General features: G+C 66.6%; 25 protein-coding genes, 1 pseudogene and 1 riboswitch. Of the genes and pseudogenes, 15 read left to right on the top strand and 11 right to left on the bottom strand.

Annotated elements, in window-relative coordinates:
* Positions 1 to 39: 39 nt before the first annotated feature.
* From GUI70_RS12005 to GUI70_RS11995, 3 genes are read right to left on the bottom strand one after another with little or no spacing between them, the layout of a single operon-like run.
* Positions 40 to 774, bottom strand: coding sequence for an anti-sigma factor (locus GUI70_RS12005; RefSeq protein ID WP_161882549.1), 735 nt, complete (start codon positions 772 to 774; stop codon positions 40 to 42).
* Complete coding sequence (locus tag GUI70_RS12000) at positions 764 to 1348, bottom strand: RNA polymerase sigma factor (RefSeq protein WP_237724864.1); 585 nt, start codon at positions 1346 to 1348, stop codon at positions 764 to 766. Before GUI70_RS12000 ends, GUI70_RS12005 begins: the two co-directional genes overlap by 11 nt.
* Positions 1349 to 1354: 6 nt before the next feature.
* Positions 1355 to 1615: a hypothetical protein gene (locus GUI70_RS11995; protein ID WP_161882548.1), complete on the bottom strand. Its 261-nt coding sequence runs from the start codon at positions 1613 to 1615 to the stop codon at positions 1355 to 1357.
* Between the two features lie 368 nt (positions 1616 to 1983).
* Here GUI70_RS11995 and GUI70_RS11990 point away from each other — a divergent pair, with 368 nt between their 5' ends.
* The gene (locus GUI70_RS11990; protein WP_161882547.1) at positions 1984 to 2388 is read left to right on the top strand and encodes a hypothetical protein; all 405 of its coding nucleotides are present in this window, start codon (positions 1984 to 1986) and stop codon (positions 2386 to 2388) included.
* On the top strand, positions 2385 to 2627 hold the full coding sequence (locus GUI70_RS11985) for a hypothetical protein (protein WP_161882546.1): 243 nt from the start codon (positions 2385 to 2387) through the stop codon (positions 2625 to 2627). The genes GUI70_RS11990 and GUI70_RS11985 overlap by 4 nt, the downstream gene beginning before the upstream one ends.
* A gap of 55 nt (positions 2628 to 2682) precedes the next feature.
* Here GUI70_RS11985 and GUI70_RS11980 read toward each other — a convergent pair whose 3' ends face one another.
* Positions 2683 to 3336: a pyroglutamyl-peptidase I family protein gene (locus tag GUI70_RS11980; RefSeq protein ID WP_161882545.1), complete on the bottom strand. Its 654-nt coding sequence runs from the start codon at positions 3334 to 3336 to the stop codon at positions 2683 to 2685.
* A gap of 78 nt (positions 3337 to 3414) precedes the next feature.
* Between GUI70_RS11980 and GUI70_RS11975 the strand changes: the two genes are divergently transcribed.
* The 4 genes from GUI70_RS11975 (at position 3415) to GUI70_RS11960 (ending at position 6843) form a co-directional block, all read left to right on the top strand.
* Entirely contained in the window at positions 3415 to 4230 is an 816-nt protein-coding gene (locus GUI70_RS11975; protein ID WP_161882544.1) for a DNA-formamidopyrimidine glycosylase, read from the top strand.
* Between the two features lie 9 nt (positions 4231 to 4239).
* The gene (gene pdxH, locus GUI70_RS11970) at positions 4240 to 4893 is read left to right on the top strand and encodes a pyridoxamine 5'-phosphate oxidase (protein ID WP_161882543.1); all 654 of its coding nucleotides are present in this window, start codon (positions 4240 to 4242) and stop codon (positions 4891 to 4893) included.
* A gap of 60 nt (positions 4894 to 4953) precedes the next feature.
* Positions 4954 to 5481, top strand: coding sequence for an NfeD family protein (locus GUI70_RS11965; RefSeq protein ID WP_161882542.1), 528 nt, complete (start codon positions 4954 to 4956; stop codon positions 5479 to 5481).
* 69 nt (positions 5482 to 5550) lie between these two features.
* Entirely contained in the window at positions 5551 to 6843 is a 1293-nt protein-coding gene (locus GUI70_RS11960; protein ID WP_161882541.1) for a flotillin family protein, read from the top strand.
* A gap of 54 nt (positions 6844 to 6897) precedes the next feature.
* On the opposite strand, the gene dinB is transcribed toward GUI70_RS11960, so the two are convergent.
* Positions 6898 to 7950: a DNA polymerase IV gene (dinB, locus tag GUI70_RS11955; RefSeq protein ID WP_237724863.1), complete on the bottom strand. Its 1053-nt coding sequence runs from the start codon at positions 7948 to 7950 to the stop codon at positions 6898 to 6900.
* Positions 7951 to 8124: 174 nt separating this feature from the next.
* Between dinB and GUI70_RS11950 the strand changes: the two genes are divergently transcribed.
* Both GUI70_RS11950 and GUI70_RS11945 read left to right on the top strand, forming a co-directional pair.
* Entirely contained in the window at positions 8125 to 8460 is a 336-nt protein-coding gene (locus tag GUI70_RS11950; RefSeq protein WP_161882540.1) for a hypothetical protein, read from the top strand.
* Between the two features lie 152 nt (positions 8461 to 8612).
* Positions 8613 to 9632, top strand: a complete 1020-nt coding sequence (locus tag GUI70_RS11945; RefSeq protein WP_161882539.1) for an NADP-dependent oxidoreductase — start codon at positions 8613 to 8615, stop codon at positions 9630 to 9632.
* A 237-nt stretch (positions 9633 to 9869) separates the two neighbouring features.
* Here GUI70_RS11945 and GUI70_RS11940 read toward each other — a convergent pair whose 3' ends face one another.
* A complete protein-coding gene (locus GUI70_RS11940; RefSeq protein ID WP_161882538.1) occupies positions 9870 to 10151 on the bottom strand; it encodes a hypothetical protein in 282 nt (93 codons plus the stop codon).
* A gap of 112 nt (positions 10152 to 10263) precedes the next feature.
* Between GUI70_RS11940 and GUI70_RS25005 the strand changes: the two genes are divergently transcribed.
* Positions 10264 to 10398 carry a hypothetical protein gene (locus GUI70_RS25005; protein ID WP_272952872.1) on the top strand — a complete coding sequence of 45 codons (135 nt, stop codon included), beginning with the start codon at positions 10264 to 10266 and terminating at the stop codon, positions 10396 to 10398.
* Positions 10399 to 10612: 214 nt separating this feature from the next.
* On the opposite strand, the gene GUI70_RS11935 is transcribed toward GUI70_RS25005, so the two are convergent.
* Positions 10613 to 11467 (bottom strand): C1 family peptidase, encoded by an 855-nt coding sequence (locus GUI70_RS11935; RefSeq protein WP_161882537.1) that lies wholly within the window; start codon positions 11465 to 11467, stop codon positions 10613 to 10615.
* 102 nt (positions 11468 to 11569) lie between these two features.
* Entirely contained in the window at positions 11570 to 11797 is a 228-nt protein-coding gene (locus tag GUI70_RS11930; protein WP_161882536.1) for a hypothetical protein, read from the bottom strand.
* 232 nt (positions 11798 to 12029) lie between these two features.
* Between GUI70_RS11930 and GUI70_RS11925 the strand changes: the two are divergent.
* Positions 12030 to 12869: pseudogene (locus tag GUI70_RS11925) on the top strand (IS5 family transposase).
* On the opposite strand, the gene GUI70_RS11920 reads toward GUI70_RS11925, so the two are convergent.
* Positions 12821 to 13378 (bottom strand): hypothetical protein, encoded by a 558-nt coding sequence (locus GUI70_RS11920; protein WP_161882535.1) that lies wholly within the window; start codon positions 13376 to 13378, stop codon positions 12821 to 12823. The pseudogene GUI70_RS11925 and the gene GUI70_RS11920 overlap by 49 nt on opposite strands.
* Before the next feature lie 264 nt (positions 13379 to 13642).
* On the opposite strand from GUI70_RS11920, the gene GUI70_RS11915 reads away from it, so the two are divergent.
* The 4 genes from GUI70_RS11915 (at position 13643) to GUI70_RS11900 (ending at position 17631) form a co-directional block, all read left to right on the top strand.
* Entirely contained in the window at positions 13643 to 14266 is a 624-nt protein-coding gene (locus GUI70_RS11915) for an outer membrane beta-barrel protein (RefSeq protein WP_161882534.1), read from the top strand.
* Positions 14267 to 14612: 346 nt separating this feature from the next.
* Complete coding sequence (locus tag GUI70_RS11910) at positions 14613 to 14984, top strand: hypothetical protein (RefSeq protein ID WP_161882533.1); 372 nt, start codon at positions 14613 to 14615, stop codon at positions 14982 to 14984.
* 112 nt (positions 14985 to 15096) lie between these two features.
* Positions 15097 to 15226: riboswitch (SAM riboswitch) on the top strand.
* Between the two features lie 99 nt (positions 15227 to 15325).
* Positions 15326 to 16645, top strand: a complete 1320-nt coding sequence (locus GUI70_RS11905; RefSeq protein WP_161882532.1) for an O-acetylhomoserine aminocarboxypropyltransferase/cysteine synthase family protein — start codon at positions 15326 to 15328, stop codon at positions 16643 to 16645.
* Positions 16642 to 17631: a homoserine O-acetyltransferase family protein gene (locus GUI70_RS11900; protein ID WP_202630467.1), complete on the top strand. Its 990-nt coding sequence runs from the start codon at positions 16642 to 16644 to the stop codon at positions 17629 to 17631. The genes GUI70_RS11905 and GUI70_RS11900 overlap by 4 nt, the downstream gene beginning before the upstream one ends.
* Before the next feature lie 21 nt (positions 17632 to 17652).
* Here the strand turns inward: GUI70_RS11900 and GUI70_RS11895 are convergent, their stop codons facing one another.
* Positions 17653 to 18318: a DUF402 domain-containing protein gene (locus tag GUI70_RS11895; RefSeq protein ID WP_161882531.1), complete on the bottom strand. Its 666-nt coding sequence runs from the start codon at positions 18316 to 18318 to the stop codon at positions 17653 to 17655.
* 316 nt (positions 18319 to 18634) lie between these two features.
* On the opposite strand from GUI70_RS11895, the gene GUI70_RS11890 reads away from it, so the two are divergent.
* On the top strand, positions 18635 to 18964 hold the full coding sequence (locus GUI70_RS11890) for a hypothetical protein (RefSeq protein WP_161882530.1): 330 nt from the start codon (positions 18635 to 18637) through the stop codon (positions 18962 to 18964).
* An 87-nt stretch (positions 18965 to 19051) separates the two neighbouring features.
* On the opposite strand, the gene GUI70_RS11885 is transcribed toward GUI70_RS11890, so the two are convergent.
* The gene (locus GUI70_RS11885; RefSeq protein ID WP_438503487.1) at positions 19052 to 21664 is read right to left on the bottom strand and encodes a U32 family peptidase; all 2613 of its coding nucleotides are present in this window, start codon (positions 21662 to 21664) and stop codon (positions 19052 to 19054) included.
* Between the last annotated feature and the right edge of the window lie 134 nt (positions 21665 to 21798).

The raw sequence follows: 21798 nt of genomic DNA, 5'->3' as shown, positions 1-21798 counted from the left end.
ATGAGGCCTTTGTTGTCTCTGGAGCCACAGAATTTCGGCTTACAGGGTCTGGGCCAGAATCGGCGTGGTCGTCGGCTGCGGGCTGCCGCTGGGCGGCTCCACGCTGACGGCCAGAGTCACCGGCCCGCTCAGCGGCGCGCTCAGAAAGCTGCGACCCTTGAACACGCCCAGCGAGGCGGGGGCCTTGCCGACCACCTGCCAGGCCTGGTATGCCCGGCCCTGCGGCGCGTCGGCCACCAGCAGCACGAAGGCGCGGCCATCCTTGAGGCGCACCGCCGTGCCCAGCGACTGACCTCCCTGGGTCGTCAGCGGCGTGCTGACCGCACCCGGCTGGGTCTGGTACTCGGCCAGTTGCCGCTCCGGGGTGCTGCTCAGGCGCGGCAGAATCAATACGGCGGCCACGGCGGCGACCAGCGCCACGGCCACCAGCCAGCCGAGGTACGGCGAGCGGGTTGGCGCGGTCAACGGCAGGTTGGCCGCAACAGGCGCGGCAGGCGGCACGGGCGAGGACTGAACAAGCGGAGTCTGAGCGGGCTCTGATTGCTCCCGGTCGGCGCGCACCCGCTCGAGCAGGCGCTCAGCGCTGCCCACAGGCACCGGAGCCGGGTCGGCCAGGGCGGCCAGAGTGTCTTGCAGGGCGCGCAACTCGGCTTGCCAGAGCGGCTCAGAGGTCAGGCGGCGCTCGACGCTGGCCGCTTGCGCGCCGTCCAGCAACCCGAACGCGTAGAGACTGAGCTGTTCTTGCCACTCGGTTGATTCGGATTCATTCGGCATCGTGCTGACCTCCTTCGGAAGAATTGGGAGAACGGGGTGAGGTGCTCATGGCCGGGGCCACCGAGGTCTCCAGGTGAACGCGCATCTGGGCGAGTGCCCGGCGCAGGTAGGTTTTGATGCTGCCCAGTGGCAGGCCGGTTCGTTCTTTGAGTTCGCTGTGCGAAAAGCCCTGATAAAAAGCCAACACCACCAGGGTCTTTTCCGGTTCGCCGAGAATGTCCACCGCCCGCTGGGCGATCACCTGCTCGATCCGGTCCGGCGCGCTGGTCGGCGCGTCCCACTCTTCGAGGTCCAGACCCGTCTCGGGGCGGTCTCGCAGCGCCTGAAGCATGCGGTTGTGGGCAATCGTCACCAGCCAGGTCTTGACGCTGGCCCGGGCCGGATCAAAGCGGGCAGCGGCTTTCCAGGCATTGAAGAAAGCGTCTTGCACACAGGTTTCCACATCGTCTTGCTGACGCAGCATCCGGCGACCCAGGCCGTACAGATAAGGTGCGTAGCGCCCGTAGAGGGTACTCAGGGCGGCTTCGTCGCCTCCGGCCATCCGGTTCATCAGGACTTCATCAGTATCTTCCACGCTCCTTTAAGCTACCACCTCGCCTCCTTTGAAAATGCGGTTGGTGGGTTTGTCTGCTGTGACCGGGCGCGGCGGCTTCGCCCGCGCCTGACCCGCTGGAGCGCGAAAATCCACCGGATCGGGGGCCTCGATTTCGGCAGGTGATTTCAGAGAATCCGCCAGTTCACGCGGCCGCAACCGCCACCGCCGGACCCTCAAACCCACGCTGACCAGACCCACCATGCAAAGTCCACCGAGCGCCGACACCACGCACCACACTTGAGTCATAACGGGGTTTGTCCTTTGCGCAGATGACAGATGCGCCAAGACCGCTGACAGCTCAGGGTCCGAAACCAGGAAGTCGAAAGGAAGGGTCAGGCGAGGCCCCTTGAAGAGCTGACCTCGCCTGCTGCCGAGTGCCCAGGGGGGTGGGCGACTCAACAGGTTTTAAGCATGCTGGACTGATTTGGATGTGGAGCCCACGCAGAGAATGTCAAGGGGGATGGACCAAAGGCGAAGCAGGCCGCCGCAGGAGAGCCGGAGACGGCACGTTTCCATTTTTAGTCTGTCCTGAAGTTCGGTCTCCGCTGAATGGACCAAACCCACCGGGGCATCTGTTCTGTCAGCGCTCTAGACCTGACCGCTACACTGGACCCATGAAGAGTGCCGCGCCCCGCCTGCTGGCCGCCCTGGTGGCGGGCCTGGCAAGTGCCCTGATCATGTACGCCGTCTTCCTATCGGACGGTCGGCCCTTTCCGTACCACCACCGCGTGCCGGACACCGAACTGGCCTACAAAATGATTCCGCTGGAACTTCTGACAGGCCTGCTGATGGGAGGGCTGGTCTCCTGGCTGTTCGGGCGGCGTCAGGCCAGCGCGCCGCGCGCCGACGTGCAGGAGCGGATGCTCTACCGCTTCGCGCACCGCCAGGGCGGGGTCTTTACCCTGCCTGAACTCGAAACCCGCTCGCCGCTGAGCGCCGCGCAGGCCCGGCAGGTGGTAAAGGACTTGCTGGACGCAGGCCGCCTGGTCCGTGAAGGCGACACCTACCGCCTGAGATGAACCGCGCGCCCGACGCCCTGTTCGATCTGGCCGTCAACCGGGCCGCCAACAGCCTGCGCGGCCTGCCCGCTGCCGGGCGAGAAGCGGCCCTCGGCGAGTGGCACGCCCGCACCCGCTTTGCCCGCCGGGTGGCGCTGGGCGAGGTGGTGCGCTGTCTGGCGGCCCGGCCCCCCGGCGAGTGGCACTGGGCCGGGGGACCGGGAGGCAGCTGGCAAGCCGGGAAGGCGGCTTTTCCGTGAATATTGGGCCGCTCGCGGCGCTTGATCGGTGCGCTGCGCAGCACTGCCTGAACGCTTATACCCCAGGGGCCTGCTTCTCCCCTTGCGCCGATTCAAGCTGGCCTGCCAGCACGTCCAGCGCCAGTCCGATGCCCCGGTTGATCTCCTGCTGCGGCAGATACGGCAGCGGAGGCTTGCCGGGCGGCTGGGCCAGCGCCAGCGACTCGTCGGCGGGCACGTGGAGAAAGCCGCAGGGCACGCTGGGGCCGAGTTGATGGCGGGCCAGATACATGGCCTGGTTGCACAGGTACAGGCCCGCCGTGTCGCTGACATAGCCCGGCACCCCCGCTGCCTGCCAAGTCCCCAGGATGGCCCGCAGCGGCAGCGTGCTGAGGTAGGCGTCCGGACCACCGGGACAGAGTTCGGCGTCCTGAAACGACGCGCCCGCGTTGTCGGGAATGCGGAAATCGAGAACGTTGAGCGCCGCCCGCTCCAGGCTGAGTTGCACCCGACCCGCCGCCAGCCCGCTCAACAGTACGGCCTGGGGTTGAAGTCGCCGCAGCACCTCTTCCAGCACCCCCGGCATGCGGGCAGCGTCGACCGGCAGCGCCTGGGTCAGCACCTGCGCACCCGCAATCCGCTGACCCTCAAAGGCCGAGAGCGCGGTCAGGGTCGGGTTGCTGGGATGGTCGCCAAAAGCCTCGAAGCCGGTGAGCAGGATGCGGTTCATGGCCCGAGTCTAGCCGCGTGCCTTGAGCCGGGGCCAGCAGGCACGGTTGAGAGCACTTCCCGGCGCTAGCCTGAAGGCATGCCCGAACTGCCGGAAGTCGAGACCACCCGCCGCAAGATCGAGCCGCTGCTCTTGGGCCGCACCCTGACGCGCATCGAACACGACGCGCCGCACAAGTATACCGACACGCACAGAGCCGAGGGGCGCACCGTGACCGGCATCGGGCGGCGCGGCAAGTATCTGCTGCTGCAACTCGCCGCCGCCGACGCGACTGAGGATGATCTGGAGCTGCTCGTTCACCTGGGCATGACCGGCGGCTTCCGGCTGGAAGCGGGGCCGCATACTCGCGTGACCCTGCACACTGACCAGGGCGCAATTTATTTCAACGACGCCCGGCGCTTCGGCAAGGTGGCGGTGGTCCGCAAAGGCGAGTACGTCGCCTTCCCCACCCTGCACCAGATGGGGCCGGAGCCGCTCTCAGAGGCGTTCAAGGAAGGCGACTTCGTGAAGGCGGCGGCCAGCGCGGGGGCCGTCAAGCCCTGGCTGCTGTCGCAAAAGCCGGTGTCGGGCGTGGGCAACATCTACGCCGACGAGAGCTTGTGGACGAGCCGCCTGCACCCCGCGCAGACGCGGCTCAAGCCTGCCGAGGCGCGCCGTCTCTATGCAGCCATCCGCGAGGTGATGACGGCGGCGGTGGCGGCGGGCGGCAGCACCCTGGGCGACGGCACCTACCGCCAGCACGACGGCGAGGCCGGGGCTTTTCAGGTCCATCACCACGCCTACGCCCGCGCCGGGGAGCCGTGCGAGCGCTGCGGCACCCCCATCGCCAAGATCGTGCTGGCCCAGCGCGGAACGCATTTTTGCCCCAATTGTCAGCCCCTCAAGCCGCGCTAACGTAGCGCCATGAGCGATTCACCCGATCTCACCGCCCTGCGCGTCTCGTACACCCAGGGCGAACTGCGCCGCACAAACCTCGCGGACGATCCACTCACCCAGTTTCAGGGCTGGTTCGAGGCCGCCCAGCACGGCCAGGTGCGCGAACCCTACGCCCTGAGCCTGGCCACCGCCGACGCTCAGGGGCGGCCCAGCGTCCGCACAGTGCTGCTGCGCGGCGCAGACGAGCGCGGCCTGACCTTCTACACCAACTACGGGTCTCACAAGGGCCACGACCTGGCCGCCAACCCCCAGGCCGAGCTGCTGTTCTTCTGGCCCGATCTGGAGCGGCAGGTGCGGGTTTACGGAGCGGTCGAGCGGGTCGGCGCAGCCGAATCGGACACCTACTTTCACAAGCGCCCCCGCGAATCGCAGCTCGCCGCCCACGCCAGCGACCCGCAGAGCGCGCCGATCGAGAGCCGTGCAGCGCTGGAAGCCAAGCTCAGCGCCCTGGAAGCCCAGTATCCGGAAGGCCAGACGGTGCCCAGACCCGACTTCTGGGGCGGCTACCGAGTAGCACCGCAGGAGTGGGAATTCTGGCAGGGACGAGCGAACCGGATGCACGACCGCTTCGTGTACCGCCGGGCCGGAGAGGGCTGGACAACCGAGCGGCTGATGCCCTGAGCGCCGCCTGCACCCGCAACTTCTGAGCCGCTGACCCCGTACCTGCTTTCAGGAGGCGTCATGCTGATGCTGTATCTGTTTTGCTTCATCGTGGGCGGCGGCCTGCTGGCCTTCTCGGTCATCGGCGGCCACGACCATGATCCCAGCGGCGCGGGGGCCGATCACGGTCCGGACACCCACGGCGCGGACAGCTGGGCGAGCTACTTCTCGCTGCGGGCCGCCGTCAGCTTCGCGGCCTTCTTCGGGCTGGGCGGACTGGCGGCGCGTGGGCTGGGCCTCGGCGGGCTGGCTCAACTGGGATTTGCGCTGATCTGCGGGCTGCTGGTCGGCGCGTTCGCGGCGGTGGCGCTGCGGCTGGCGCGCACGCGCGGCGAGACGGCCACCCAGGCCCTGGCCCTGACGGGCCGCACCGGCAAGGTGACGGTGGCCCCGGTGGGCGGGCAGCCCGGCAAGATCGAGCTGATCGTGGCAGGCCAGACCGAGCAGCTCCTGGCACGCAGCGGCGACCCCCTGCACCCCGGCGACCGGGTCATCGTCATCGGCGTGGACGGCGGCCTGCTGGACGTGAAAGCCTGGGAAGGCAGCTGACGCCGCCCGGTCCTGATCTTCCTCTCGCCCAGCGTTGACCCGCCTCCATCCTTCTTTTCGAGGTTCACCATGACTGGAACCGTTGTTCTCGCCCTGATCGTCTTGTTCGGCATCTTCGTCGTGCTGCTGATGATCCGCTCTCTATTGATCATCGTGCCGCCCAACAAGGTCGTGGTCATCTCAGGCCGCTCGCGCACCACCCAGGAAGGCGACTCGGTGGGCTACCGGGTCATTCGCGGCGGGCGGGCCTTCCGCATTCCGCTGCTCGAAAAAGTCGCCTGGATGGACCTGACGACCATTCCACTCGATCTGCGCGTCGAGAACGCCTACTCCAAGGGCGGCATTCCGCTGACCATCCATGCGGTTGCCAACGTCAAGATCAACGCCCACGAGCCGCAGCTCTCCAATGCCATCGAGCGCTTTCTCGATACCGACCGCAAGCAGCTCACCAATATCGTGCGCGACACCCTGGAAGGCAATTTGCGCGGCGTGGTCGCCACCCTCACACCCGAGGAAATCAACCAGGACCGCCTACGGTTTGCCGAGGGGTTAATCGGCGAGGCCGAGCACGACCTGGGCAATCTGGGCATCAAGCTCGACACCCTGAAGATTCAGAACGTCTCAGACGCCTCGGGCTACCTCGACAGCATTGGCCGCCGCCAGACCGCCGACGTGCTCAAGGAAGCCCGCGTGGCCGAGGCCGAGCGCGACGCAGAGGCGACCCAGGCTGAGGCCCAGGCCCGCCAGCGTGCCCAGGTGGCCCAGGCCATCAGCTCGCAGGCGGTGCTCGAACAGCAGAACATGCTGCGGATCCGCACCGCCGAACTCGGCGCGGTGGCCGCCTCGAAGGAAAACGAGGCCAGCGTCACTGCCGAGCGTGCCCGCGTGGTGGCCGAGCAGCAGCTCGAGCAGGAGCGCGTCATTCTGAACGCCAAGCGCTACGAGGCCGACGTGGTGGCTCCCGCCCGTGCCCAGCGCGAGGCCCGGCTGCTCGAAGCCCAGGCCGCCGCCGCACCGATCATCGAGGAGGGCCGCGCCAAGGCCGAGGCGGTGCGGCTGATGACCGAGGCGTTCCGACAAGCGGGGAGCGAGGGCGAGCGGGCCTACATCCTCAATATGCTGCCCGGCATCGTCTCCGAGTTTGCCGAGGCGGTGCGCGGCATGCAGATTGATAAGATCACGGTGCTGGATTCGGGGTCGGGCCAGGCCACCCGCAGCGCCATCGGGACGCTGCCCGGCAATATCGTGTCGCTGATCGAGCAGGTCGAGAACGCCACCGGGGTCAACCTGCTCAGCGCCCTGACCCTGCGCGCCGCGCCCATGACCGTGCCGGGCACACCGGTCAGCTCGGCCAACGACTGACGAAAAGGCGGGTGAGCGGGGGCAAAGGCCCACTTCAGCCCCCGCCCCAGTCTTTTACGGCCCGAACAGTGGCGGCTGCGCCCCGGACGCGGGCGCGGCGGGCTGGTTGTGAACGCTGAGGCCCAGCAGCCGCACCGGGCGTCCAGAGAGCAGTTCCGGCGTCAGCAATTGGCGGGCCAGGGGCAGCAATCTTACCAGGTCAATCAGTGGCTCGGGGCTGGTCAGGCGGCGGGTCAGGATCATGCGGTTCGCGAACTTGACTTTCAGCACCAGGCTGCGCCCCCGGTACTCGGCACGCGTCAGGCGCGGCGTCAGCAGTTCGATCAGCCCCGGCAGGGCGGCCTGCACCTCGGCGAAGCGCGTCAAGTCGTCCTCGAAGGTGCGCTCCACGCCCACGCTTCGGCGCTCCCGGTCCGGATTGACGGCGCGCTCGTCAATGCCGTGGCTGATCCGGTGAAAGTGTGCGCCCTGCGCGCCGAACCAGCGGGTCAGGTCAGCCAGCGACTGACGCCTGAGGTCGGCCCCGGTAAAGAGCTGGCGGTCGTGCATCCTCCCGCGCGTGGCCGGGCCGACCCCGTGGAAGGCCTCCACCGGCAACCCCGCGATCAGGGCGTGCGCCTCCTCGGGGCGGATCACCGTCAGGCCATCCGGCTTGTGCATGTCGGAGGCGAGCTTGGCCAGAAACTTGTTGAAGCTGACCCCGGCGGAAGCGCTGAGACCGATTTCGCGCCGGATGTCGGCCTTGATCGCCTGAGCGATGCGGGTGCCGGAGGGGTGCTGGCTCACGTCCAGATACGCCTCGTCGAGCGAGAGCGGCTCAACCAGATGGGTGTAGCGCAAGAACACTGCCCGGATGAGGTCCGATACCTGCTTGTACACGTCCATCCGGGGCGGAACAAGGAGCAGGTGTGGGCATTTTTGCAGGGCCAGGCTGGTGGGCATGGCGCTACGGACGCCGTAGGCGCGGGCCTCGTAGCTGGCAGTCAACACCACGCCGCGCCTGCTCTGGTGCGCCACCGCGACGGCCTGGCCGCTTAGGCTCGGCTGATCGCGCACCTCGACGCTGGCGTAGAAGGCGTCCATGTCGATGTGAACGATCCGCCGCACACCGCCATGATGGCGCTTGGCCCGGACGGGCCGCAAGGCAGCCGATCCGAGTAGAGGAACCCAGGCACAGGAAGGCCATCTCGTAGCCAGAGATTCAAGTTGAGCGCGGAAGTTTGAGATAAAGTCCACTATGGACAACCGAACACCGCCTGACCGAGCTGCCCAGGAGCATTCATGTTGCCGCTGACGGCCGACCTGCTGTTGCTGGCGCTGATCAGCTTACTGCTCTCGGTCAGCGCCCGCCGACTGCACTACCGCGACGCCCCCTACCTCCTTTCCCGGCGGTGGATTCTGCGCGGCAGCTTGAGCCTCCTTCTTCACGGCGCAGTCCTCGTCTGCATCTGGCTGATGCTGCTGGAACTGTACTCGGCGGCGTGGTGGGCCGCTGTCGCAGCGGGCAGCCTCCCGGTGGCGCTGGCCCTTCGCTACGCTATTCAGGTGATGAACAGCCCGCGCAAGGTAGTCGAGCGTAACAAACGCGAGTGGAAAGGTCCCGAACTCGTGCCCTGAGCGCAACCGGGACGGCATTCTGCTGCAGTGAACCGCCGGGGCCTGCCAATACCGTTCGGGCGGGTGGGGCCATCCAGAAACCGAGCAGCCCGACACTTCAAACCGTAGCCTAATTCACAGTTGAGCGGACAGTGGGGCGGCCCAATACCGGCATGACTTCTATCCAGCGCACCATTTCTCGCGAGATTCAACTGGCCGCCCGTCCCCAGGGTGCACCGAAAGACAGCGACTTCGCGCTCATCGAGAACGAACTCGGTCAGCCGGAGAGCGGTGAGGTGCTGGTGCGCAACCTTTACCTGACGGTCGATCCCTACATGCGCGGCCGCATGAACGACGTCAAGTCGTACACCCCGCCCTTCGCACTGAACGAAACCATGACTGGCGGCGCGGTGGGCGAGGTGCTGGCCTCGGGCGCAGACGACCTCAAGGTGGGCGATCTGGTGCTGCACGACCGGGGCTGGCGCACCCACGCGCTGCTGCCCGCTCAGGCGGCGCGCAAGCTCGACGTGCAGGCCGGTGTCTCACCCAGCGCCTATCTGGGTGTTCTGGGCATGCCGGGCCTGACCGCCTACGCCGGGCTGCTGGAGGTTGCCGCCTTCAAGCCGGGTGACGTGGTGTTCGTATCGGGCGCGGCGGGCGCGGTGGGCAGCGCCGCAGGTCAGATCGCCCGGCTTAAGGGGGCCGGGCGGGTCATCGGCAGCGCCGGATCGCCGGAGAAGGTGGCGCACCTGACCGGCGCACTGGGCTTTGACGCCGCCTTCGACTACAAAGACGCTCCGGTGCTCAGGCAGCTGCGCGAGGCCGCGCCGAACGGCATCGACGTGTACTTCGACAACGTGGGCGGCGAGCATCTGGAAGCGGCCCTGAGCAGCTTCAACACCTTCGGACGCGCGGCGCTGTGCGGGGCCATCAGCCAGTACAACGCGGCTCAGCCGGTGAGCGGCCCGCGCAACCTGGCGTTGGCCATCGGCAAGCAATTGACGCTCAAAAGCTTTATCGTCGGCAGCTATAGCCACCTGTTCGGGGCGTTCGTGCAGGAGGTCGGCGGCTGGATCGCGTCTGGCGAACTGCACCACGACGAGACCGTCGTCGAAGGCATTGAGAACACGCCGGGGGCCTTCATGGGCCTGCTCAACGGCCAGAACACTGGCAAGATGGTGGTCAGACTGTAAAGCGGCCAGCAGCATCAGTCCAGGCACCCTCCACCGAGGGCGATTCAGAAACCGGCTGATGGCTGCAGGTGACTCGGTCATACAAGCTGCCGGGAACAGACGCAAGCAGCACCTGGATACTTCCCAGGTGCTGCTTGCGTTGAAAGTATTCGCCAAAGAAGAAGCGCTTTCTCGACCGGGCAGGCCGTGGGGAGGATGGAGGCCTGAGCCGAGAGCACGCCCAGTCCTCCCTGGCCATCAGCCGATCACGGCCTGAATCACCGCCACCGTCCCGCTGGCCGATCCCTGGGCCGCACCGTTGGTGTAAGTGGCGGTCACGGTATACGTCCCGATCGCCATATCGATCTTGGGAGCGCAGCCGGTGGCGGTGTAGGTGTGGGCGGTGCTCACCGCTTTCCACACCAGCGTGGCACACGACGCCGAGACATTGTCGAGCGTCACCGATCCGGCAAAATTGACAATCGCGCTGGAAGCGTAGGTCCTGACGCTGTAGGGCAAGGTGGGCGCGGTGATTTTCACTGACACCTTGGGGGTGGGCGGAGCCGGAGCCTGCGCCACCATGATCGCCACCGACTTGGTGTCGGTGCGGCCATCGTAGGTCAGCTTGGCCGTCAGGGTGCGCGGACCGGACGTGGCGAAGCTGACGCTGGGCGAGCAGGCTATCCAGGGGCCTTCGGTGCTGTTGCTGCTGGTTCAGATGGTCGGCGCGCAGTCGATGGCCTGGTCGTTGCCCTGGCCGCCCAGGAACTGCACTGCCGAGGCCTGAAGTTGGGTGGGCGTCTTGAGCGGCAGGGTCGACCGGGCGTCGGATAGAGCAGGGTCAGCAGCGGGTAGCCGCCGTCATACACCGTGAGGCTGAGCTGGCCGGGGTTGCCGTCTGAGTCCTTGGCCGAAACGGTGATTGTGTCGTTCGCACCGCTGGCCGCCAGGTTCAGATTGACGCTGCTGCCAGTTCCAACTTGCCCGAGTTTGGAAGAGGTCTACACCACACTGCTTGAGCAGCAGTTCTGGCCGTCGGTCTGGTCGGCCACGCGGGCGGTGAAGGTCTTGGGCTTCTGGAAGTTGAAGTAGACGGGAAACTGAATGCCGCCGGAAAAGCTGATCGGCGCGGTGAGGCTGACCTGCGGGCCGCTGCTGCCGCCGCCCTGCACGACCTCGGTGTTCCACTTGGCCGATCGGGTGGAGGGCATGTTGAGCCGCGAGAGATCGGAGAAGTACTTGGTGACGTAGTCCACCGGCAGGTAGTAGTACCCGGCGTCACCCGCGCCGCAACCCCAGGAATTCTTGATAATGAAGTAGCCGCCGCCCGATCCTGCAGGAGCATTGGGCAGGCGCTGGGCCAGCCGGGCGTTCGAGATGTAGCCGGTCATCAGCACGACGTGGCCGCGGCGCCCGCCGGTTTTGCTGAAGTTGGTCACGAAACCGCCGGTCGCCCCGGCACTGTCCCAGCCCTTGTAGACGCCGAACGAGGCCAGCAGCGGCTGACCGTTGGCGAGCAGCGCCCGCAGGGTATTGACCGGAAAGTGGTTGCGGCGGTTGTGGGCCGAGGAGCCGGACCAGAGGTTGTGCCAGACGGTGGTGCTGCCGACCACGCCGCCCCCCACATTGTTGACGGTGTAGTATCCGCAAAAGGTACCCAGAATCGGCACGGTGGTGCAGTAGCGTGGGCTTTCGTGGGGCGTCTTGGAGCAGTAGCCGCTGTAGTTGGAGCAGGGATTGGCGTACGAGGCGGCGGTTCCGGCCACGCCCGAATCGAAGGCGGTGCTGGGCCGGCCGTAGGCCTGATTGTAGGTCCAGGCTCCCTCGCCCGGCACCTTGTCGTTGTGGCTGAGCATGTTCTGGAGGGCCGACTCGGCGCTGTAGCCGTCCCAGAAATCGCTGGGATCGTAGTTACGCTTGTTCTTGTTGACCAGGTACTGCTCGCTGAGGTTGAGCGTCTAGCCATTGACGACCAGTTCGCGGCTTTCGAGGCCGGCGACGGCGGCAAAGCCCCAGCGCATGCCCTGCTGCTTGATGGGCGTGGTGAAGCGCTTCTGGGGCCACCAGAAGTTGCTGGTGATGCCGCTGGCCGAAGGCGTGCAGGTGCCCGCCGTGTCCACGCCGTTGCCAGGTCCCGATCCGGCCTGCGGCGTCAGCGTCTGGGCCCCGATCCCGCCGAGGTTCATGCAGCTCCAGGCGGGTGTTGTCGAGGTTCTCGACACTGGCGAGCAGATCGTCCAGGCTGTCGAGCGCGTCGGTCACCTCGCCGACCGACTTGCCGCTCAGGCTGCCCGGCGCAGCGGCCCGGCGCTGAATGTCCACTGGCGAGGCGTCGTAGGCGGCCTGGTAAGTCGCGAGCGCGTTGTCGGCGCTAAAGTGCGTTTTGAAAGTCCAGAGGATGCGGCTGTAGGCTGATGAATGACGCGCCGGACGTACAGCAGTGATTTGAGCGATGAGGAATGGGCCGTGCCGGAACCCCTCTTACCGCAGCCATGCCAAACAGGGCGACCGCGAATGTGGTCGCTCCGCGACATTTTGGATGGGATGTTCTATGTTCTGCGGGGAGGGAATGCTTGGCGACTGATGCCACATGATCTTCCACCCTGGGAAACGGTTTATGGATATCACCGGAACTGGCGTATTGCTGGGCGGTGGGAACAACGCCATACGACCTTGCGAGAACGGGTCCGTGTGGCGCTGGGTCGTGATCCCACGCCAAGCGCGGCCATCATTGATCGCCAATCAGTGCGGACCACCGAGGCCGGTGGTTCTCGAGGCGACGACGGCGGCAAGAAGGTCAGCGGTCGCAAACGTCACGTGCTCGTCGATACCTTGGGGTTGGTGATGGGTGTCGTGGTCCACGAAGCGGACATTCAGGACTGCGCTGGCGCGGTCCTCCTGTTTGATAAGGTGCGGAATGTGTTTCCTCCTATGCAGCACGTGTGGGCAGACGCAGGCTATACCGGAAAGCTGATCGCCGCAGTCAAGCAGGTCATGGGATGGACGGTAGAGATCGTCAAGCACCCCTGGTCTGGAAACCTCTGGACCTGGGTGGAGAAAGGGCAACCTGCACCCGTGATTGAAAAACCAGTTGGCTTCGTCATGCTGAAGCGGCGCTGGATTGTTAAGCGCACCTTCGCTTGGTGAGGGAAATCCAGACGAATGAGTCGGGGCTTTGAAGCACTCCCCGCGACATCGGAGAACCTCGTCTACCAAGTCATGATTCGCCTGATGGTCCGCCGTTTAGCAGCGTTTTGAATCCCACTAGAGCGAGTTTCAAAACGCACTTTACTGGCCTGCTTGTAGGTTTCGACAATCTGGCGCATCCGGCTCTGCTTGCCCAGAGTGATGGTGTTGAAGGTGGTGCCGTCGTTGTTGGACACGGTGATGATGTAGTCGCCGCCGGGCGTCTGCGGCAGATCGGGCGTCTCGCTCAGCAGCGCGTCCACATCGGGGCTGCGCTGGTCCAGGGGAATGGCGTTCAGAAACGCCTGATCCCGAGCGTACTGGTCGCGCCACTGCTTTTCCTGTCCAGCCAAGTCTTGGGCGCTGACCAGTTGCAGCGCCCCACTCTTGACTTTGACCGCGAACTCGTCTTGCGCCAGCAGGGTGGCGTCGTCCGGCACGCTGCCCGGCCAGGCGTTGGCCGCCGTGAACAGCGACGTGTCGCCCGGCGGCGGTTCGGGAGTGACACTTCCCTTGGAGCAGCCCACCAGCACGGCGCTCAGCAAAAAGACTACGGCGACTACGGCAAATGGATGTTTCATCATTCCCCTTTGAAGCCTGCGGCTCTTCTGTGCTCCTCGCCCGTTGCCCCACCCTCCTCGTCCAAACGCTTTCCCCCGGCCCTGTGCAGCCTGCTCCCTGATCGGGCGGGAGCACTTTGCCCCGGAGCGTAGAGAGGGGGCGTCAAAGACCTGTCAAAACTCCCCCTGCCGAAACAGGCTGCCAGCAGCGCGGCGCCCCGGACTGTGAAGACCACCTCAGCCTGTTTTCAGCACGGCGCTCGGCAGGTGGGCCAGGGTAGCGGTATGCACGCCGTCCGCTCGTCGCTGACGCTGGTTGCCCTCAGCCTCGCGGCTGCCGCCAGCGCCCAGCCAGTCAGCACCCCACCCGACACTGCCCAGCCGTTTGCCTCGCCCGGTGCCGCTTTCAGTTCGCCGTTTCTGAGCACGGTCGAGGTTGGCCTGACCGGGGGCTACGCGGCGGGCGGCAGCATTCAGGTCACGGTCAGCCGCGCCGATCTGCTGGGGCCGCTCGGCGTGCGCCTGAGCCTGGGGCGCAGCGGCAGCGACCCATCACCGGTCGGCGGGCAGCAGGCGCACCTGACCCTGCTCACCTACGGCCTGGACGCCACCTACAATTTCGGCCAGCCGGTGCCGGGCGTGGCGACCAGTGTCTACGGCGGGCCGCGCTACGGGCAACTTATCCTGCGCCCAGACGGTTCCGGCGACCCGAGCAACGAAGCAAACGCTGGCGCGCTGGGTCTGGGCGTGGGCGCACAGGTCGGCTACCTGCTCACCAATGCCTTCAGCTTCATTGCCGAACTGGGCCTGGATCAGTACCTCGGCACTGCCAAGGCGGTGAGTCAAGCCGCTCCGGAGCGCCCCGGCACGGTGTTCAAGGCGCTGCTGGGCGTCAAGTACCGCTTCTGATCCCGACGCCGATAAAACTCGTCTCTGGACACCGGTTTCATCTGACTCAGCGGGCAGGCGGGTCTAGGAACGAGAGGAAAAGTAGAACATCCTTCCAGACGAGGAGAATGCGAATCGGCTTCCCTACCCATCCGAACAGACCCTGCCCAAGCGCGCCTACATGGCTGAGACACCCATTCCAGCGGCGCGGTCTATCCACCGAGCTGCGCGGTAGGTCCGCCCGGCGGGCCCGACGTCTCCTCGCAGGGCAGCGAACGTCCCTGATTTCCCCGGCGGCGAGCGCTTACCATGAGTCCGGTTTTCCCGCCTCTGCACTTCAAATCCCCCGTCCCCACAGGAGTCCGTCATGAACACTGCCATCCCCATTCTCCGCTGGATCATTCGCATCGCCGGTCTCGTCGCCCTGGGCCTGGGTCTGACCTTCTGGAGTGGCAGCGGCTACGGCCTGCTGAGCGCCCACCAGGGGCTGGGGTATCTGGTGTCCATCGCCCTGTTGCTGATGGCCGTCCTCGGCTTCGGGCAGCGCGTCTCTCCGGGGCTGCTCATCCTGGCCATCATCTGGAGCCTGGTCGTGCCGGGCGTCGGCAGCTCGCAGCTCAAGATGCTGCCCGGCGACCTGCACTGGGTTATTCAGGTGTTTCACCTGCTGCTGGGCGTCGGGGCCATCGGCCTGGGCGAGGCGATCGCGGGCCGGGCACAACGGGCACGCGTCGCCTGAAGAGTGGATTCTTCCGCCCGGTTGACCCCTCCGCCCCCACACGCTAAGATGCCCGACGTTCCTGACCACCCGGCAGCCCTGACTTCGTGCAGATTGCCCGGCGGCGAGAACACTCTTATCCAGAGCGCCCGAGAGACATGGCTCATTGATCGGCGCAGCAACCGGCCCTCATCACGGCAACGGTGCTCTCCATACCCCCCAGCGCAGCGTTAACGATAACGGCGCGGCGGGAACGATAAGGGCAGGGCTCCTAGCGTACAGCGCTTCCCTCCCTCCAGTCAGGCGAGGGGCTTTTTGTTGGCCCCGGCGAAACTCTTCAGACCCACCCGGAGGTCGACACCATGACGAACACCCAGCGCTTCGAGACCCTGCAAGTTCACGCCGGACAGAAACCCGACCCCGCTACCGGCGCTCAGGCCGTGCCGATCTACAACACCAACAGTTACGTCTTCGAGTCGGCGGAGCACGCCGCCAAACTGTTCGGCTTGCAGGCTTTCGGCAACATCTACTCGCGCATCATGAACCCCACCACCGACGTGTTCGAGCAGCGCATCGCCGCGCTGGAAGGCGGGGTGGGCGCGCTGGCCGTCGCCAGTGGGCATGCCGCGCAGTTTCTGGCGATTACCACGCTGGCCCAAGCCGGGGACAACATCGTCAGCACGCCGAACCTCTACGGCGGCACCGTCAACCAGTTCAAGGTGACGCTCTCGCGGCTGGGCATCGAGGTGCGCTTCACGTCGAGCCAGGAAACCCCCGAGGAATTTGCCGCCTTGATCGACGACAAGACCCGTGCCGTGTATCTGGAGACCATCGGCAATCCGGCGCTCAACGTCCCCGACTTTGAACCGATTGCCGCCGCCGCGCACGCCCAGGGCGTGGCCGTGATCGTGGACAACACCTTCGGGGCGGGCGGGTACTTCTGCCAGCCGCTAAAGCACGGCGCAGACATTCTGGTCGAGAGCGCGTCCAAGTGGATCGGCGGGCACGGCAACGGCATCGGCGGCGTCATCGTGGACGGCGGCCACTTCGACTGGGGCAACGGGCGCTACCCGCTGATGACCGAAGCCAGCCCCAGCTACCACGGCCTGAACTTCTGGGAAGCCTTCGGTGAGGGCAATGCGCTGGGCCTCCCCAACCTGGCCTTCATCCTGCGCGCCCGCACCGAGGGCCTGCGTGACCTGGGGCCGACGCTCGCACCGCAGCAGGCCTGGAACTTCATTCAGGGCCTAGAAACCCTGTCGCTGCGCGGCGAGCGCCACGCTCAGAACACCTTGAGCCTGGCCCGCTGGCTTCAGGAGCAGCCGGAAGTCAGCCAGGTGACCTATCCGGGCCTGGAGGCGCACCCCCACTTCGAGCGGGCCAAAAAGTACCTGCCGCGCGGCGGGGGCGGGGTACTGACCTTCGAGCTGAAGGGGGGCCGGGCAGCCGGAGAAGCCTTCATCGAACGGGTCAAGCTGGCGCAGCACGTCGCCAACGTGGGCGATACCAAAACCCTGGTCATCCACCCGGCCAGCACCACCCACTCGCAGCTCGACGAGGGTGCGCAGACCTTGGCGGGCGTGACCCCCGGCCTGGTGCGGGTGTCGGTGGGCATCGAGCACTTTGAGGACATCAAGGAGGACTTCGCCCAGGCCCTCGTCCGTGTGCCGGAGCCGGTGTGACGGCGGCGGCAGCGGTGGCCCCCACTGCCGCCCCGCCGCCGGGCGAAGCGCCGCAGCGATGTTCGGTGGTCCTGTTTCGCACGGCCCCGCTGCTGCTCGACAGTGGGCAGGTCGTCAGCGACGTGCGGGTGGCCTACCACAGCTACGGCACTCCCAGCCGCGAGGCCGTGCTGGTGCTGCACGCCCTGACCGGCGACAGCGCCGTGCATCAGTGGTGGCCGGGGCTGTTCGGCGCGGGCAAGGCGCTCGATCCGGCGCGCGACTTCATTGTGTGTAGCAACGTGCTGGGGGGCTGTGCGGGCACCAGCGGCCCCACTGAGCTGGGCACGGATGAGCTGTCCTTGCGTGACATGGTGCGCCTTCAGCGCGAACTGCTGCGTCACCTCGGCGTGGAGCGCGTCAGCGTGGTAGGCGGCAGCATGGGCGGCATGCAGGCGTATGCCTGGCTGAATACTTTTCCCGATCTGGTGACCAAGGCAGTCATCATCGGCGCTCCGGCGCGGCACTCGCCCTGGGCCACCGGGCTGAACACCGCCGCCCGCAGCGCCATTCGGGCGGCCCCCGGCGGCGCGGGGCTGCAAGTCGCCCGCCAGATCGCCATGCTGAGTTACCGCAGTCCGCAGAGCTTTGCCCAGACCCAGGCCGGGCCGAGTGCGCGCCGGGTGGGGCAGGCGGCCATCAGCACCTACCTCGAGTACCAGGGGCAGAAACTGGCCGACCGCTTTTGCGAGCGCAGCTATCTGGCGCTCACCAATGCGATGGACCGCTTTCAGCTGACCGACGCCGAGCTGAAGCTGATGCAGACGCCCACGCTGGTGGTGGGCATTTCCAGCGACCAGCTCTATCCGGCCTGGGAAGTGCGCGAGCAGGCCGGGCGACTGCCCCGGGCGACCTACTGGGAACTGGAGAGTCCACATGGCCACGACGCCTTTCTGATGGACGCCTCGGTGCTGGAGGAGCGGGTCCAGGCGTTTCTGGAACGTTGAGCGCCGCCAGACAAAGCGGGCTCAGCCCTGGCCTACCAACGTTCTGCCCAGCTCCCAGCTCCTGTCCGCCTCGAGCTGGTCTGCTGCGCTCCAACCTGCTCTGTCCTGGTCAATCCACTTTAGATGCACGCCCTGGGCTGCCAGATACGCCTGAAGATCGTGGCCATGTTCGGCCAGCCCGCGTAGAAGCGCCTGGGCCTGGGCTCGCACGGCGCTTGCCTGCGTGGCGCTGAGATACCCGGCCTGCACCGCCGCCAGAAATTCGTCCTCATCGATCAGTTCGGCGCGTGTGCCCTCCCAGACCAGCACGTCCAGGTAGTGATCGGTCAGGGTCCAGACACCGCCCGACTCGCTGATGGTCGCCAGATCGATGTAGTAATCGTGCTCACGCGGCCCGTGAAACTCGTAGCGGCAGATTTGCAGCCCCAGCGCAGGCAGCAGGTGGGCCTGCCAGGCGCGGATGCGCGGGTGGGCCTTGAAGGGGCGAACCACCGCCAGCCCCGCCGCATGCACCTCGTAGCGCTCGACGGCCCGGATTCCGGTATTGGTGTGATGTTCGCGCCGGGCGAGGTCGTGGCGCTCGACTTTGGGGGGCTTGGGTGGAGCAGAGTCGATCAAATCTACAGCTTGCCTGGCGGGTGCGCCCGCGTCCGGATGGTGGGTTCTCGGCGGCGCGTCAATCGGCATGACCCACACTACAGGTCACCCTCAAGGCCACGTGACCCGGCAGGGCAAAGCTGTGTAGACCTCCAGCCAACCATGAACAATTCGGCGTCGTAACACCGCAGCACCGTTGGCGGGCAAAGTGAAGATCGGCTCTGGTGAGCGCCACGCTCAGATAAAGCTGCGATGGAATTCTTTCGTCCCTCGCGGGAGGCTCGGTCAGCATAACGGCATGAACAAGACCTTGCTACTTTTACTGACCTGTGGCCTGATAGCGGGCTGCACTCCCAGATCCAAAACCACCACCGATACGACTACGACTGACACCAGCAGCACGCACTTGACCGCTCCCAACTCGGCTGTTCCCGGCACAGCGGACACAAACGACAGCAACCTAGCCAACGGCGACACCGCCTGCACCAGCCGACATGGCGACGGCCTGGAAGGCACCCTCAGCGCCTTTGACGGGGCCGCCAAGACTACGACCCTCGACGAGGATGACAAGAACTACGTCGTCAACGTTAGCGACAACACGGTGTACGAGGGCGTGGACAACGTGGCCAGCACCGCCGACGAGTTCTGGGGCACCAACCGCACAGGCCAGAAGCTCGCCATAGAGGGCCGCATCACCGAAGGCACCCTGTCGGCCGATAAGATCACCTTGCAGTAAGCACTTCACCAAAAAAGGCCAACACCACCTGACTTGCTCGGTGGTGTTGGCCTTTGGGTGTGCTTGCTCTTCGTCCTGTCTCTCTGTTCAGAGAACCGGCAGTGCCAGCAGTCCGGCGAAGGCGTCGGGCGCAGGCAGACCAGCCCCGAAGTCGCCTGGCACGTAGAAGCTGCCCTCGGTGCTGCCGGGGCCGACGGCGGCCAGTTGCCCGGCCAGTTCAGCCGCGCTGAGACGGCCCGCGAAGAAGGCGCGGTGGGCAGCGACGACCTGCGCGACCTCGGCGGCGCTCTCATGGACGAATTCGAGGCGGAAGTCGCGCAGACCCCCGGAAAGCCAGTCCCCGAGGTGCGCCGCCCCGCTCTGGGCACGACCCTCGAACACGGTGTTGCGGCAGCCCACGTCGGCCATCACCGGATGCAGATGACCGCGCTCGTCGCGCAGGGCCAGTTGATGCGTCTCGCACGGGTGACCGCAGTTGGTGTAGTCGGTGCCGCTGCTCAGGAAGCGGCAGAACACGCAGTGCTCGGTGTGAAAGACCGGCAGGTGGCCGTAGGCGATCACCTCGAGCTTCTCCGGTCCCACCAGCCCGGCCAGATCGCTGATCTGCTCGGCGTTGAGGTCGTGGGTGGGCGTGACCCGCTCCAGGCCCAGCGCCAGCAGCGCGCGGGTGCTCAGGGCGTTGGCGGCGTTCAAGCTGAAGTCGCCCACCAGAGCAGGCCGGTTCGGAGCGTCCTGCAAGCCTTCCAGCAAGCCGCCGGAGCGCACCAGCAGCTCGGCCCCCAGTGACAGCAGGAATTTCTCGAGGTTCTGCTCAGTGGGCTTGAGAATACGCGGACTGGCGACCCGCACCGCGATCCCGGCTTCCCGCACCTGCTCCACGCTGGGTTTGAGACCGTAGAGTTCGAGGTAATCGAGCGTGATGCTCCCCGGCCGCGCCGCGATGGCCGCTTCGAGCTGCGCCGGGGTGCGGACCAGCAGGTGCAGGCGCGGCCCACGGCTGACCGCACTACTGGACGCAGCACCGCTGCTGATGTCCAGCAGGGGGTTGGCGCGGCGCTCCGGCACTTGCCCGCGCAACTCGCTGAGGCAGGCCGTGGCCTCGCGGCGCAGGGCGTTCAGGGCACTGACTGGCAAGAAGCCCGCGCCGGTCAGCTCCACCGTCAGTTCGCTCAGGTGGTGCGGGGTGCTGCCCAGCTTGCCGAGCTGTTCGCGCAGCGTCGCCTCGTCCAGCGCCCGGTTTCTGGCTTCCGAGAGCACCGTCTCACCCGTCACGGTAACCTGGCGGCCCACTTCGTCGGTGAGCGTCAGGCGGGGCCTCTCCCCCACCCGGCCCACGAAATGCATCGCCAGCGGGCGGGTATACAGCGGATCGGCGCTTTCGAGTAGCGGACGCACACGGGCGTCCAGGGCCGGGTCGTGGGTTCGCCACACCCAGTCGCCAGGGCGCACCCGCTCGGGGTTGACGGCTCCCTTGGCAAAGCGCAGCTCGATGTCCTGCCCAGCGCTCAGCACCTCCATCGGTTGCCCGGCCTGCCCGCTGCTATTCTTGCCGCCAACACTCCAGCCACCGTAGAGAAAGCCGCCCTCCTCGCGGCCCTCGGGGGCACGCCAGTTGGCCGCATCAAATACCAAGCCGTCGCCGGGCTTGAGGGCCTCGCTCAGCGACACGACCACCCCACGCGGCGTCAGTGCCTTCACGGTGCCGACCCGCACGCCCCGGTGGCGCGGTGCGCGGCCCCGCACGACGGTCTGGTGGTTGGTTCCGGCCATGAAGTGCGGCCCCAGACCCCGTGAATAGACCTGCGCCAGATCCTGCTCCTGCTGCGGCGTGACGCTCAGTGGCAGCCCGGCCCAGGCCTCGTCCACGGCCTGACGGTAAGCGGCAGTGGTGAGCGCCACGAATTCGGCGTCCTTGTAGCGGCCCTCGATCTTGAGGCAATGCACCCCGATCTTGACGAGTTCCGGCACCTGATGCAGCGCGTAGAGGTCACCTGGCGAGAGCAGGTAGCGGGCGTCACCGAGATCGCGGCGCACGCCGTCGACGAACAGGTCGTAGGGCAAACGGCAGGCCTGGGCGCACTGGCCCCGGTTGGCGCTGCGCCCGCCCCAGGCCTCGCTCGAAAAGCACTGCCCCGAGTAGCTTACGCACAGCGCCCCGTGAACGAAGGTTTCCAGCTCGACATCCGTCGCGGCGCGAATGCGGGCGATGTCAGTGAGGCTCAACTCGCGGCCCAGCACCACCCGGCTGGCCCCGAAGCGGCGGGCGAGTTGCGCGCCCTCGGCGGAGGTGATGCTCATCTGGGTGGAGCCGTGAATCGGCAAATCCGGCACCACCTCGGCGGCCAGCCGCGCCACGCCCAAATCCTGCACGATGATGGCGTCGACCCCACAGGCGGAGAGGTGGAGCAGTTGCGCCTCGGCGGCCCGCAGCTCGCGGTCGAAGACCAGCACGTTGAAGGTGACGTAGCCCTTGACGCCGCGCTCGTGCAAAAAGCGCATGATCTCGGGCAGTTCCTCATTGTCAAAGCCCACCTTGGCGCGGGCATGAAACGCCTCCACCCCGAAGAACACCGCGTCGGCCCCGGCCTCCACGGCGGCACGCAATTGCGGCCAGCCGCCCACTGGACTCATGACCTCGGGCTTGAAGCGAGCAGGCGGCGGGCTGGGGTCGGTGGTGCTGGACTCGGCGAGGCTGGGCATAACGAACCAGTGTAGCGGGCCGGGCCGGGCCGCAGGGTGAGCCAGGACGGAAAAGCCCCACCCTGACCGCTTGCGAGACGGTGGCCTTTCAAATGCCAGGCGTTCGGCGTTGACTGGGCGATGCGGCGGCCAAA

Origin of the sequence: Deinococcus alpinitundrae, from assembly GCF_009982895.1 — a bacterium.
In the GTDB taxonomy this organism is placed as follows: Bacteria; Deinococcota; Deinococci; order Deinococcales; family Deinococcaceae; genus Deinococcus; species Deinococcus alpinitundrae.
The sequence above is the reverse complement of the archived record's forward strand: the minus strand, read 5'-3'. Positions and strand labels throughout refer to the sequence as shown.